Annotated in this window: 6 protein-coding genes, 14 tRNA genes and 1 pseudogene; 1 reads left to right on the top strand and 20 read right to left on the bottom strand. The window is 38.2% G+C overall.

Going from position 1 to position 12,555, the window contains the following annotated elements; translation table 11 throughout:
- Positions 1-786: 786 nt before the first annotated feature.
- The 6 genes and pseudogenes from IC621_RS25745 to IC621_RS25720 form a co-directional block, all read right to left on the bottom strand.
- Positions 787-3,192, bottom strand: coding sequence for a glycogen/starch/alpha-glucan phosphorylase (locus IC621_RS25745; protein WP_191162852.1), 2,406 nt, complete (start codon positions 3,190-3,192; stop codon positions 787-789).
- A complete protein-coding gene (glgA, locus tag IC621_RS25740; protein WP_191162850.1) occupies positions 3,182-4,636 on the bottom strand; it encodes a glycogen synthase GlgA in 1,455 nt (484 codons plus the stop codon). Before glgA ends, IC621_RS25745 begins: the two co-directional genes overlap by 11 nt.
- Positions 4,633-5,661, bottom strand: a complete 1,029-nt coding sequence (locus IC621_RS25735; RefSeq protein ID WP_191162848.1) for a GlgC family sugar phosphate nucleotidyltransferase — start codon at positions 5,659-5,661, stop codon at positions 4,633-4,635. The genes glgA and IC621_RS25735 overlap by 4 nt, the downstream gene beginning before the upstream one ends.
- 34 nt (positions 5,662-5,695) lie before the next feature.
- Entirely contained in the window at positions 5,696-6,841 is a 1,146-nt protein-coding gene (locus IC621_RS25730; RefSeq protein WP_191162846.1) for a glucose-1-phosphate adenylyltransferase, read from the bottom strand.
- A pseudogene (gene glgB, locus IC621_RS25725) lies at positions 6,723-8,718 on the bottom strand (1,4-alpha-glucan branching enzyme). The gene IC621_RS25730 and the pseudogene glgB overlap by 119 nt, the downstream one beginning before the upstream one ends.
- Before the next feature lie 1,057 nt (positions 8,719-9,775).
- Entirely contained in the window at positions 9,776-10,153 is a 378-nt protein-coding gene (locus IC621_RS25720; RefSeq protein ID WP_191162854.1) for a VOC family protein, read from the bottom strand.
- 350 nt (positions 10,154-10,503) lie between these two features.
- Between IC621_RS25720 and IC621_RS25715 the strand changes: the two genes are divergently transcribed.
- Positions 10,504-10,824, top strand: coding sequence for a hypothetical protein (locus IC621_RS25715; protein WP_191162843.1), 321 nt, complete (start codon positions 10,504-10,506; stop codon positions 10,822-10,824).
- A 96-nt stretch (positions 10,825-10,920) separates the two neighbouring features.
- On the opposite strand, the gene IC621_RS25710 is transcribed toward IC621_RS25715, so the two are convergent.
- The 14 genes from IC621_RS25710 to IC621_RS25645 all read right to left on the bottom strand — a co-directional run bounded on the left by IC621_RS25710 (position 10,921) and on the right by IC621_RS25645 (position 12,399).
- Positions 10,921-10,992, bottom strand: a tRNA-Glu gene (locus IC621_RS25710).
- Positions 10,993-11,009: 17 nt separating this feature from the next.
- Positions 11,010-11,100: transfer RNA gene (locus IC621_RS25705), tRNA-Ser, on the bottom strand.
- A 3-nt stretch (positions 11,101-11,103) separates the two neighbouring features.
- Positions 11,104-11,178, bottom strand: a tRNA-Asn gene (locus IC621_RS25700).
- A 29-nt stretch (positions 11,179-11,207) separates the two neighbouring features.
- A tRNA-Ile gene (locus tag IC621_RS25695) sits at positions 11,208-11,284 on the bottom strand.
- Positions 11,285-11,289: 5 nt separating this feature from the next.
- A tRNA-Gly gene (locus tag IC621_RS25690) sits at positions 11,290-11,363 on the bottom strand.
- 9 nt (positions 11,364-11,372) lie between these two features.
- Positions 11,373-11,448 (bottom strand) — tRNA-His (locus IC621_RS25685).
- Positions 11,449-11,478: 30 nt separating this feature from the next.
- Positions 11,479-11,551, bottom strand: a tRNA-Phe gene (locus tag IC621_RS25680).
- A gap of 166 nt (positions 11,552-11,717) precedes the next feature.
- Positions 11,718-11,794, bottom strand: a tRNA-Asp gene (locus IC621_RS25675).
- A gap of 3 nt (positions 11,795-11,797) precedes the next feature.
- Positions 11,798-11,874, bottom strand: a tRNA-Met gene (locus IC621_RS25670).
- A gap of 76 nt (positions 11,875-11,950) precedes the next feature.
- Positions 11,951-12,043: transfer RNA gene (locus IC621_RS25665), tRNA-Ser, on the bottom strand.
- A gap of 8 nt (positions 12,044-12,051) precedes the next feature.
- Positions 12,052-12,128: transfer RNA gene (locus tag IC621_RS25660), tRNA-Ile, on the bottom strand.
- Positions 12,129-12,132: 4 nt separating this feature from the next.
- Positions 12,133-12,209 (bottom strand) — tRNA-Met (locus IC621_RS25655).
- A 26-nt stretch (positions 12,210-12,235) separates the two neighbouring features.
- Positions 12,236-12,311: transfer RNA gene (locus tag IC621_RS25650), tRNA-Ala, on the bottom strand.
- 11 nt (positions 12,312-12,322) lie between these two features.
- Positions 12,323-12,399: transfer RNA gene (locus IC621_RS25645), tRNA-Pro, on the bottom strand.
- Positions 12,400-12,555 lie beyond the last annotated feature (156 nt).

Here is a 12,555-nt window from a genome sequence, read left to right as displayed (position 1 = left end):
AAAGCTTCAGATCGTATATGAGAATTCCCGAGCGTATATGTGTTCCAGATCGTATATGCGGATCCCGGCTAATATCACAAAATTCTGGACAATTAATACCTGCTGCCAGCTCATAAATCGTTCCTCCGGCTCATATATCCATCATCCGGACAGTAAATTCTCGGAATGAGACAATAAATCTTCCGATATGGACAGTAAATTTTGAGTTTTGGACAGTAACCTTAGATTTCGGATCATATTTGAGAGTTCTGGATCGAATAAGAGTGTTTCAGACAGTATATGAAAGCTTCAGATCGTATATGAGAATTCCCGAGCGTATATGTGTTCCAGATCGTATATGCGGATCCCGGCTAATATCACAAAATTCTGGACAATTAACCCCAGCTATCAGCTCATAAATCGTTCCTCCGGCTCATATATCCATCATCCGGACAGTAAATTCTCGGAATGAGACAATAAATCTTCCGATATGGACAGTAAATTTTGAGTTTTGGACAGTAACCTTAGATTTCGGATCATATTTGAGAGTTCTGGATCGAATAAGAGTGTTTCAGACAGTATATGAAAGCTTCAGATCGTATATGAGAATTCCCGAGCGTATATGTGTTCCAGATCGTATATGCGGATCCCGGCTAATATCACAAAATTCTGGACAATTAACACCTGCTGCCAGCTCATAAATCGTTCCTCCGGCTCATATATCCGATATTCGGATTAATGCCCATCGACTATCCGATGTATATGAAAAAAAGTGATCCGATAAAATTCATCGGATCACTTTTATTATTAAATTTTCACACCAATCGGCTCGATTCCCCATATCTGGTCTGCATATTCTTGTATCGTCCGGTCACTTGAGAAATATCCTGAATGGGCAATATTGATGATTGCTTTTTCGATCCACTTTGTTTGATCCAAATAGGCTCGGTTCACATGCTCCTGTGATTCCACGTATGATGCAAAGTCGCGCAAAACAAAGTATTGATCATTTTGGACAATTAGCGAATCGGCAATTGGTTCAAATTCATCCGCTGTTTCTGGGAAAAATCCATTTGTTAACTGATTAACCACAGTTCTGATTCGCCCGTCATGGTGATAATACTCTGTTGAGTTATACCCGCCGTTTTCATAATAATTTAACACCTCATCAGCTTTTAAACCAAAGGTGAACATATTTTCGATACCGATCGCTTCCATGATTTCAATATTAGCTCCATCTAATGTGCCAATTGTTAAAGCACCATTCATCATAAATTTCATATTTCCGGTACCTGAAGCTTCTTTACTAGCGGTAGAGATTTGTTCACTGACATCTGTTGCTGGGAAAATAAGCTCTGCCAATGAAACCCGATAATTTTCTACGAACACGACTTTTAATACTTTGGAAATCTGAGGATCCTGGTTGACTTTGTCAGCCACCGAATTGATCAGCTTGATAATTTTTTTGGCGTAATAATATCCTGGTGAAGCTTTTGCTCCAAATATGAATGTTCTTGGATGGATAGTAAAAGTAGAGTCTTCCTTTAATCGATTGTACAAGTACATAATGTGCAACACGTTCAGCAACTGACGTTTATATGCATGCAATCTTTTCACTTGTACATCGAATATGGAATCACCATCTATCTTTATCCCTGACTGCTCGAATACCTTTTGAGCTAAAATTTCTTTTCGATGCTTCTTTATTACAGAGAATTTTTCCTTTAAAGAAGGATCATAGGCTTGCCTTTTCAATTCAATTAATTGTTCGGGTTTTTTTATCCATTCGATGCCAATTACTTCTGAAACAAGTGATGTTAATTCTGGATTAGCCTTTAATAACCAGCGGCGATGAGTAATGCCGTTTGTTTTATTGTTAAATTTTTGAGGAAATACTTCGAAATACAATTTCATTTCTCTTTGTTTTAATATTTCTGAATGTATTTTGGCCACACCGTTCACACTATGGCTGCCTACAATCGCAAGGTGAGCCATTTTGACAACATCATGGGCAATAATCGCCATGTGCTCAATTCTTTGCCAATCTCCTGGATACTTCTCCCACAGCTCTCTGCAAAAGCGCTCATTAATTTCCTCTACAATCAGATAAATTCTTGGCAGTAAAGGTTTAAATATATGAACTGGCCATTTTTCTAATGCTTCTGAAAGAGTCGTGTGATTTGTATAAGAAATGGTTTGTGTTGTAATCTCCCAAGCTTCATCCCATCCCATTCCTTCTTCGTCTAAAAGAATTCTCATTAATTCAGGGATTGCCAAAACCGGATGGGTATCATTTACATGAATGGCCACTCTTTTATGAAAATCTGCTAAACTACCATTTCTTTTTCGATAAGAATTCACAATGCTCTGCAGACTGGAGGAAACTAAAAAATATTGCTGCTTTAATCTAAGTATTTTGCCTTCATCATGAGTGTCATCTGGATATAAAAATTCAGAAACAGCTTCCGTTTCACGCTTGTATTTCAATACATCATAGCTGTGGTAATGAGGGGAAGGCTCTGCATTCCACAGCCTCAACGTATTGACCGTTTTCGTTTTATAGCCAATCACCGGCATGTCATAAGGGACAGCAGTAATTACTTCAGCATCCACATGACGGAATACATAGTGATTTTCTTTCTGAAGAAACTCAACTTTTCCCCAAAAAGACACCTCAACAGCTTGATCAGGTTTTCGAACCTCCCAAACATTTCCGTGTCTAAGCCATTGCTCAGGAAGCTCTACTTGATAGCCATCAACAATTTTTTGATCAAACAGGCCGTGCTTGTAGCGAATTCCCAAGCCATGACCTGGTAAATTTAAAGATGCCAGAGAATCAAGGAAACATGCAGCCAAACGGCCTAAACCTCCATTACCTAATCCTGCATCAGATTCTGCTTCTTCAATTTGCCTGAGCTCAATTCCGAGCTCATTTAAACCTTCTTCTACGACCTCTCGAATGCCAAGATTTAATAAATTTTGGCCTAAAAGCCTGCCAAGCAAAAATTCAATCGATAAGTAGTAAACTTGCTTATTGTTCTCAGCTCGATTCGATTCATTTGTAGAAATCCAATTTGAGCTAATATATTCACGTACCATATTCCCTAACGTATGATATTGATCTCTCTTTGTTGAGTCATTAAATGTTTTCCCGTACATCATTTCTAACTTTTGCAAAAACATACTTTTAAATTCTTCTTTGTTAGAGAACATGACTCCCACTCCTAGCTACAAGTTCAGCATAAAGCTGATTATACTTAAAAGCTGATTGTGCCCATGAGTAATCCTGGCTCATTGCTGTTTTCACAATCTGGTTCCATATTTTTTTATCCTCATACAAATGAAGTGCTCTTCTAATCGTAAACATCATGTCATGGGCATTGAAATTCGTAAATGAGAACCCATTGCCTTCTCTTGTATCTTCTCGGTAGGAATGAACAGTATCATTCAACCCACCCGTCTCCCTTACAATCGGAAGTGAACCATACCTTAAGGCTATTAATTGACCTAAACCGCATGGCTCGAATTTTGAAGGCATTAAAAACAAATCAGATCCTGCATATATTCTGTGGGCTAAAGGTTCATCAAACCCAATATATGCTTTTACATTCTTAGAATATAACCATTCCATATGACGGAAGTAATCTTCAAATTCCTTTTCACCTGTTCCTAGGACAATTAACTGGAATGACTCGGTTTCTAATAATTCTTGCAGCGTCCTCTTTACTAAATCAAGCCCTTTTTGTTTTGTTAATCTTGTTACCATTGCAATAAGAGGTGTATCACTTTCTTCAGGGAGACCAAACATTTTTTGTAATTCTAGTTTATTCTCTAATTTTTTATCTATAGATGTTTCACTGAAAGGCGTTTTAAGATAAGGACTTGTTTTCGGATCGTAAAGCTCATCATCGATACCATTTAAAATCCCTGCTAAGGAAGCTGATTTAAAACGCAGCAGACCATCTAATCTCTCTCCATAGTAAGGGGTCTGAATCTCATCTTTATAAGTTGGACTTACCGTTGTAATGGCATCCGATGAAACAATGGCTGCCTTCATAAAATTAACAAATCCATGAAATTCAAGCTTTTCGGAATGGAAGTGCTCATCCTCTAAACCTAACAGGTTATGTAAAATATCCCGAGGGAAAATACCTTGAAATTGCAGATTATGAATAGTAAAGATGGTATGAATATTTGCATAGAAGGCTTGACTATTGTATTCCTCTTTTAACAGGTAGCTTATCATTCCCGTATGCCAATCATGACTATGAATGATATCAGGCCTAAGGTCAATTATTTTTAATGAGTCTAATATTGCTCTACAGAAAAAAGAAAAACGTTCACCATCATCATAATGTCCATATAAAGAATCTCTTTTAAAATAATATTCATGGTCTATAAAGAAATAGGTAATTCCATCAACTACAAGTTTTTCAATTCCACAATATTGCTTTCTCCACCCTACAGAAACCGTTAATTCATCTACTTTTTCCATTTTTTCTAAATATCGGTCAGGAATAAGTCCATATTTTGGCATCATCACATATACATCTGTGCCCAGTCTTTTCAGTTCCTTAGGCAGGGCTCCTGCTACGTCTGCTAGTCCGCCTGACTTAATAAACGGGACACATTCTGATACAGCAAATAATACTTTCACGAATTCATCAGCGCTCCTTGGATTGTACCTTTTATCAACACATTAGGCTGTGTGGGTGTACCTTTTAATTCTATTCCATCCCCCACTTTAACATCTTTATCGAGAATGACATTTTCTAAAACACAGTCTTCTCCGATTTGTGACTTTTGCATAATAATACTGTTTTTGATGACTGTTCCCTTCCCTATACGGACGCCTCTGAAAATAACACTATTCTCTACATGTCCCTCAATAACACTGCCGTTTGCAACTATCGAATTTTTTACACTGCTGCTCTTTAAGTACTTCGTAGGCGGCTCATCCTTAACTTTTGTGTAAATTGGATGACCTTTTAAAAACAATTGCTTCCATATGTCAGGCTGCAAAATCTCTAAACTATGTTTAAAATAGCTCTCTACTGAATCAATGACTGATACATAGCCTTTATGTTCATAATGGCAAATTGTTAAACTATTATTCTCATTGGTTATGGTTTCTTGAAGGGTTTTGCTTCCTGATTGCTGATAACCTCCAATCAATTCCATTAACAGCTTTCGAGACATAATATAAGTTTGCAAAGACTTTCTCTCACTGATTACTTCTGTAATATCACAATTCATTTGAATGTGGTATTTTAATACTTCTTCAAATTGGATATTACTAACGGTATAACTATTTGTTATCACCGCATATTCCTGACTGCTTCTTAAAAAATAATCGAGGTGGTCTGAGAATTGACGAAATGATCCAAATTCGTCGTACTCATCATGTAAGTGGGGAGAAGGAAAGAAAAACAACCCATCTCTTTTTCTATTTAAATCCCATTCTTTCCCTGAACCTAGATGGTCCATTAAGGAGCGGTATTGATATTTAGGAAATATAGCGACACTTTCAACGCCTGAATTAACCATATTGGATAAGGTAAAATCAATCAATCGATACCTTCCTGCAAAAGGAATAGCTGCCATTGAACGGTTTATGATGAGATCTCTAATTTCCTGTTTATATGTGGTTGCATCAATAATTCCTAACAATCGATTTCTCAAAGTTGTTACCACCTCTCAAAGTTTGATATATTTTTTAAGCGTTTACAGTTTTTTCGACTAATTCCTCTGTTACAAGGATAACCTCATTCAATTCTTTATCAGATTGAATCAAAACTCCATCAGGGATCGTGACATTTCCAGGTACAATAACGTTCTCTAAATAAACGTTTTCACCTATTGCAGCCTCAGGCATAATGACTGAATTTTTCACAACTGAATTCTTGCCTATTGTTACTCCTTGAAACAACACTGAGTGATAAACATCACCATAGATTTCACAGCCTTCATTAACATGAGAATCTTTTATCACAGCTTCTTCCGAAATGAATTGCGGCGGATGATTTGGATTAACAGAATAAATTCTCCAATTGTAATCGAAAAGATTTAATTGAGAATCTTCCTCTAGTAAATCCATGTTGGCTTCCCACAAGCTTTTAACTGTTCCAACATCCTTCCAATAGCCTTTAAATGGATAGGCGATCATTTTCTTTTTCTCATCAAGGAGCAGTGGGATGACATCCTTCCCGAAATCATGACTGGAATATGGATTACGTTCATCCATCTCCAAATATTCCTTTAAAATGGACCAATTAAATATATAAATACCCATTGATGCTAGGTTGCTCTTCGGTTTGGACGGTTTTTCATCGAATTCCACTATTTCCATTTTGTCATTCGTATTCATTATTCCAAAGCGACTGGCTTCTTCCCACGGTACTTCAATCACTGATATGGAAACATCCGCTTCTTTTTCAATGTGATAATCGAGCATTTGGGAATAATCCATTTTGTAAATATGATCTCCTGACAGGATTAACACATATTCAGGGTCGTATTGTTTTAAATAATTCATATTTTCATAAATGGCACTTGCTGTTCCTTTATACCATTTCACTTCTGAGGATTCCGAGTATGGAGGTAGAACAGTTACGCCACCATTTTTCCGGTCAAGATCCCAAGCGCTGCCAATCCCAATATAAGAGTTGAGAATAAGCGGCTGATATTGTGTCAGAACTCCAACTGTATCAATGCCTGAATTTGTGCAATTACTCAAGGTAAAATCAATAATTCGATATTTTCCCCCAAATGGAACTGCCGGCTTTGCCAGATTTTTTGTTAAAGAGCTCAAACGGCTGCCCTTTCCTCCTGCTAAAAGCATTGCGACGCACTTTTTTTTCATTTTTGTACTCTCCTTCTCTTTTTAACAGCTCTTAGTATTGAAATTCCGTAAGGAGGAATGGTCATGGAAATATGGAACGGCCTCCCATGGTATTCTTCACTAACTGCGTTAAGATCTTTATTATTGATTTGACCTGAACCTCCAAATGCCGCATCATCGCTATTCAATATTTCTTTGTACTTCGTATCAATCGGCACCCCAATTTTATAATCATGGTAGACCTGCGGCGTAAAATTACAGACGACAACCAAGTTATCATTTCCTGTGCTTTTTCGAATAAATGAAAAAATACTTTGTTCAGAATTATTTACATCAATCCATTCGAACCCATCTGGAGAATGATCCAGCTCAAACAAAGGCTTTTGTTTTTTATAAAGAGCAATTAGTTCCTTTGTATATACCCCGGCTTTTAAATGCAGATCATAGTCTTCTAAAAACCAGTCCAGCTGTTCTAAATCCTTCCACTCATCAAATTGGGCGAATTCACTGCCCATGTATAGCAGCTTCTTTCCAGGATGAGCAGCCATAAAACCTAAGAGCAGACGGAATTGGGCAAATTTCTGCCAGTAATCGCCAGGCATTTTATTCAATAAAGATTTTTTACCATGCACCACTTCATCGTGCGAGAAAGGTAAAATGAAATTTTCACTAAAGGCATAGAAGATGGAGAACGATACTTTATTGTGAAGATGTTTTCGATTCTCAGGACTCGCCTCCATATAGGTTAAAATGTCATTCATCCAGCCCATATTCCACTTATAATTAAAGCCCAGGCCGCCTTTATCAGTTGGTGTGGTGACCAGAGGCCAATCAGTGGAATCCTCTGCAATCATTAACACTGTCTCATCAGCAGCAAATACTGTTTCATTTAATTTTTTTAGAAATTCAATCGCTCCATGATTTTGATGAAACTCGTTTGAATTTGGCCAATAAAGCATATTGGCAACTGCATCAACTCGAAAACCATCTATATGATAATGCTCCAACCAAAACAGGGCATTTGAGATGAGGAAGCTTTGAACCTCTTTCTTGCCTAAATCAAAATTAGCTGTTCCCCAAATCCAATTTTCACGGTCATGCTCTTTTTCATACTCAAACGTAGGCAGACCATCAAACATATACAGTCCATGAGCATCCTTACAAAAATGTCCAGGCACCCAATCCATAATGACCCCAATATCATGCTGATGGCACTGATCAATAAAATTCATAAGGTCATGTGGTGTTCCATATCTGCTTGTTGCGGAGAAGTAGCCGGTCCCTTGATACCCCCACGACCGATCATAAGGATGTTCTATGACTGGCAATAGCTCAATATGAGTAAAACCATGCTCCTTGACATAAGGAATAAGCTCTCCAGCCAGTTCTCGATATGTAAAAAGACTTCCATCTTCTTTCAGCTTCCATGAACCTAAGTGCATTTCATAAATAAACATAGGTTTTTCATAGACTGGCTTTTGCCGCTTTTTCTTCTGCCACTTTTGGTCATCCCAATCATATCCATCCAAATCATAAATGATAGAAGCGGTTTGAGGACGAGTTTCTGAATAGAAAGCATAAGGATCTGCTTTATATATTTTTTCGCCACTAGGGGAAATAATTTCATATTTATAAAGCTCTCCCTCTTTGACCGTAGGAATAAATCCCATCCAAATCCCCTGATTATTTATCTTGTTCAGATGGTGGTTCGAACCATCCCACTCATTGAATTCTCCAGCTACCCTAACCTCTATAGCATGGGGAGCCCAAACGCAAAACTCTGTACCGCAAATCCCTCCCCTCTCTTTTACATGTGCACCGAATAATTGAAAGCTCTTAAACAAATTTCCTTCGTGAAACAAGTGAATGTCAAAATCTGTAGGACTGATTGTCGTCAAAAACAGCACCTCTTTTCATTCTATGAATCATTTTCTCAAAAATACTTTTATTAAAATAAGAAAAATCCTTCATAATATTCATTATTCAAACTATATTTGAAAATTCCTTTGTTGAAAACACTACTTTTGTTGACATGAAACTACAAAAATTTTTCATGAAATGAAAATCATTATACTTTTAAAATAACTTGAAATTTTTATGCAAAAATATACTCTCAAAAAAAAGGGGAATAAAGGAGAATTGAGTAGTTTTAGGCTTCTCATAGGCTTATTTTCTAAAATTAATCAAAAGTAATAGATCGGGAAAGAGCAAAAAGCACTAAATTCTTTTCCGACCACGTTATTCCAACAAAACATCTAATTCGACAAAATGAAAGTTTTTGTCGAATTATTTTCAAAAAAAGAAACAGAATATACAGCGTTTGAAGACAACTCTTCATCTGTTTGTATATTTATGATTTAAATAAAAGCTCTTTTTTTGGCAATGAATGTCATCATAGAGCGAATTGTGGAGGTAAGCGATGTTCGATGAGTTGGGACAAAACCATGAATAGAAAGTGATTAAATGACTATAGATTAATTTCGCTTTATCGGGAGAAAAAACCTTTAGAAAATGGTGAATAGGCTTTGTGCCAGGGTTTTGCTCTAGTCCGAAGGATTATTTCCAGTAGAATCAATAAATCTCTACTGTATCAAAAGGGTATCTTTAATTGGGACCTAGTTTGATCGTCCGAAACAAATTCACCCTCGAGTTGCTGCAACATTAATAGGACCCTCCCCCGTACGACTGTTTATTATAAAAATATTCAATATCCCTAGATTTTCTTTACATTCCTCTGAATGAAATAAACGTCGTTCTGATTACCAGCAATAAATAATATCTTTTTATCAATTTCGTTTTATATACTTATAATTCCTTCTCTTATTCAATTATCTGGTCACAATGTGAAAAGACGCATTTTAATTCAAGAATGGCGTCCGATTGCGGAAGATAGTTATGTAAAGGTATAGGCTCTACAGATGGTCTAGAAAAGCATCCAGTTACGAAATAAATCTATTATTGGCAAACCCCTAATGGATTACCGTCTGGGTCATAAAAAGTAAAAAACTTAGTAGTTCCTTCTCCACCAATAGGATTTATTTTGACGTCCTGTTCAAGTAATATTTTGTGGGTCTCTTCAATATCTCGAGGAATAAAATTATAATATTTACCTACACCAAAATTATTATCAGGAAACTTCATTCGTTGATGATTTAATGTCTTAACAAGACATACTACCGTTTGAGACTGATCAGCTATCTTCATAACAGCTGCTTCTTCTTCAATATAAATAACCGTAAAGCCAAGTTTTTCTTCATACCATTTTGCTGATAAATTAGGGTCTTTCACCGGAATAAATACTCCTTCCATACCCTTCAATAGTGGTTTGGCCATACCTTTTAGCTCCTTTATAGTAAATTTATATATATATTTACAATTCGCTTCCATTATATAGAATCCTTTATTTACAATATTCTTACATTAACCTACTAGTTACTTTAGTACAATTCTTGGTCAATCTCCCCTATACAACGTTACTAATTATCCATTTTTGTTGAAAGCGAGTTACTCAACACTGGAACAAAGCTTTATTACTTTAAATGGAATTTATTTTGCGAACTAGAGCAGCTACCCTGTCACTAAACCGAATAGGATGCAAAAGTGTGAGTAAGAGCTAGTTTATTTGGATGGGTGAAACTATAATCCAAAGGAATAGGCTAGTATCAATGAAAAAAGTTAAATAAATGGATCAAACGGTTCGAAAACGATATTTATTGAAAACAAACACATTAACAGGAAAGAAAATTCTTTTAACAGAAAGAAAAAGAATAGAATCGGACAATAAAATCATCAATTGGGATAATAAATTTGACGGTGCAGACAGTAAGCGGGGTCTACTTGACAATAAAAATGTTGAGTGGTTAATAATGACGAGGAATAAGAGATTTACTTACAAAGAAAAGCGCAAGGAGCTGGTCCTTCAAACGACATCATTAGACGAACTGGAAGGCTATTTTTTCACCTTTATAAGAATTTGGGGGCATTTACCTGCTCGGGCTCGATAACGATCACATACTTTAAAACTTTAAACGTTATCATGTTATTAATTTATCCATCGCTACAAAATAAAAAACCGCTGCATCTGCAACGATTTTTGGAAATGACCCGTACGGGATTCGAACCCGTGTTACCGCCGTGAAAGGGCGGTGTCTTAACCGCTTGACCAACGGGCCCTATATGTATAAAATAATGGCGGAGAAGGAGGGATTTGAACCCTCGCGCCGCTTACGCGACCTACACCCTTAGCAGGGGCGCCTCTTCAGCCACTTGAGTACTTCTCCAAATGGCTCCGCAGGCAAGATTCGAACTTGCGACCGATCGGTTAACAGCCGATAGCTCTACCACTGAGCTACTGCGGAATAAAATAAATCACCATTTCAAGTGAAAATGGTGGGCCTGAATGGACTCGAACCATCGACCTCACGCTTATCAGGCGTGCGCTCTAACCAGCTGAGCTACAGGCCCATATTTGGAGCGGGTGATGGGAATCGAACCCACGACATCAGCTTGGAAGGCTGAGGTTTTACCACTAAACTACACCCGCAATATGGAATGGGGCGATTGATGGGAATCGAACCCACGAGTGCCAGAGCCACAATCTGGTGCGTTAACCACTTCGCCACAACCGCCACATTATATGATTGTTTATAAATCAAAGGTGGCTCAGGACGGAATCGAACCGCCGACACAAGGATTTTCAGTCCTTTGCTCTACCAACTGAGCTACTGAGCCGAGAATGTATATAAGTTATAATAAATGATAGTGCTCGCTTGCCATCGCCCAAATCTCAAAAAGAGATTTTTCAAGCAGCAGCTCGATTTATGCGCTGAAGCATTGCTTCAAATCTTATTCTAAAGTGCTCTACCAACTGGCTACCGAGCCAGGAATTATAATAAAATGGCGGTCCGGACGGGACTCGAACCCGCGACCTCCTGCGTGACAGGCAGGCATTCTAACCAACTGAACTACCGGACCATTTGGTTGCGGGGACAGGATTTGAACCTGCGACCTTCGGGTTATGAGCCCGACGAGCTACCAGACTGCTCCACCCCGCGATAATATAAAGATTTCATTTTTCAATCTCAAATTTAAATCTGACCATTCCATTTAGGAATAAGCTGCAAAAAAATATGGCGGAGGAAGAGGGATTCGAACCCCCGCGGGCTTTGACACCCCTGTCGGTTTTCAAGACCGATCCCTTCAGCCAGACTTGGGTATTCCTCCGAATAAAATGGTGGACCTTGTAGGACTCGAACCTACGACCGGACGGTTATGAGCCGTCTGCTCTAACCAGCTGAGCTAAAGGTCCTTTTTGGTAGCGGCGGAGGGAATCGAACCCACGACCTCACGGGTATGAACCGTACGCTCTAGCCAGCTGAGCTACGCCGCCAAAAAAACCATTGTTTATAAAGCTATTGGTGGAGCCTAGCGGGATCGAACCGCTGACCTCCTGCGTGCAAGGCAGGCGCTCTCCCAGCTGAGCTAAGGCCCCATAAAGAATGATGGTCGGGAAGACAGGATTCGAACCTGCGGCCCCTTGGTCCCAAACCAAGTGCTCTACCAAGCTGAGCTACTTCCCGTTAAGATATCTGAAGTCGAATGTGAGAGGTCAGTGATTATAGTTACCCTTTAAAGTAATCTTTTGTCTCACTTCTGAATTCTCATATATTGGAATGGCGCGCCCGAGAGGAGTCGAACCCCTAACCTTTTGATCCGTAGTCAAACGCTCTATCCAA

It is taken from the genome of Metabacillus arenae (genome assembly GCF_014773385.1).
In the GTDB taxonomy this organism is placed as follows: Bacteria; Bacillota; Bacilli; order Bacillales; family Bacillaceae; genus Metabacillus_D; species Metabacillus_D arenae.
This window is presented reverse-complemented; position numbering and strand designations above follow the sequence as displayed.

Bases quoted from the DNA above. Each gene is read 5' to 3' on its own strand.
- IC621_RS25745 (WP_191162852.1), bottom strand. From the start codon at position 3,192: ATGTTCTCTAACAAAGAAGAATTTAAAAGTATGTTTTTGCAAAAGTTA.
- IC621_RS25730 (WP_191162846.1), bottom strand. From the start codon at position 6,841: ATGAAAAAAAAGTGCGTCGCAATGCTTTTAGCAGGAGGAAAGGGCAGC.
- IC621_RS25720 (WP_191162854.1), bottom strand. From the start codon at position 10,153: ATGGCCAAACCACTATTGAAGGGTATGGAAGGAGTATTTATTCCGGTG.
- IC621_RS25715 (WP_191162843.1), top strand. From the start codon at position 10,504: ATGGATCAAACGGTTCGAAAACGATATTTATTGAAAACAAACACATTA.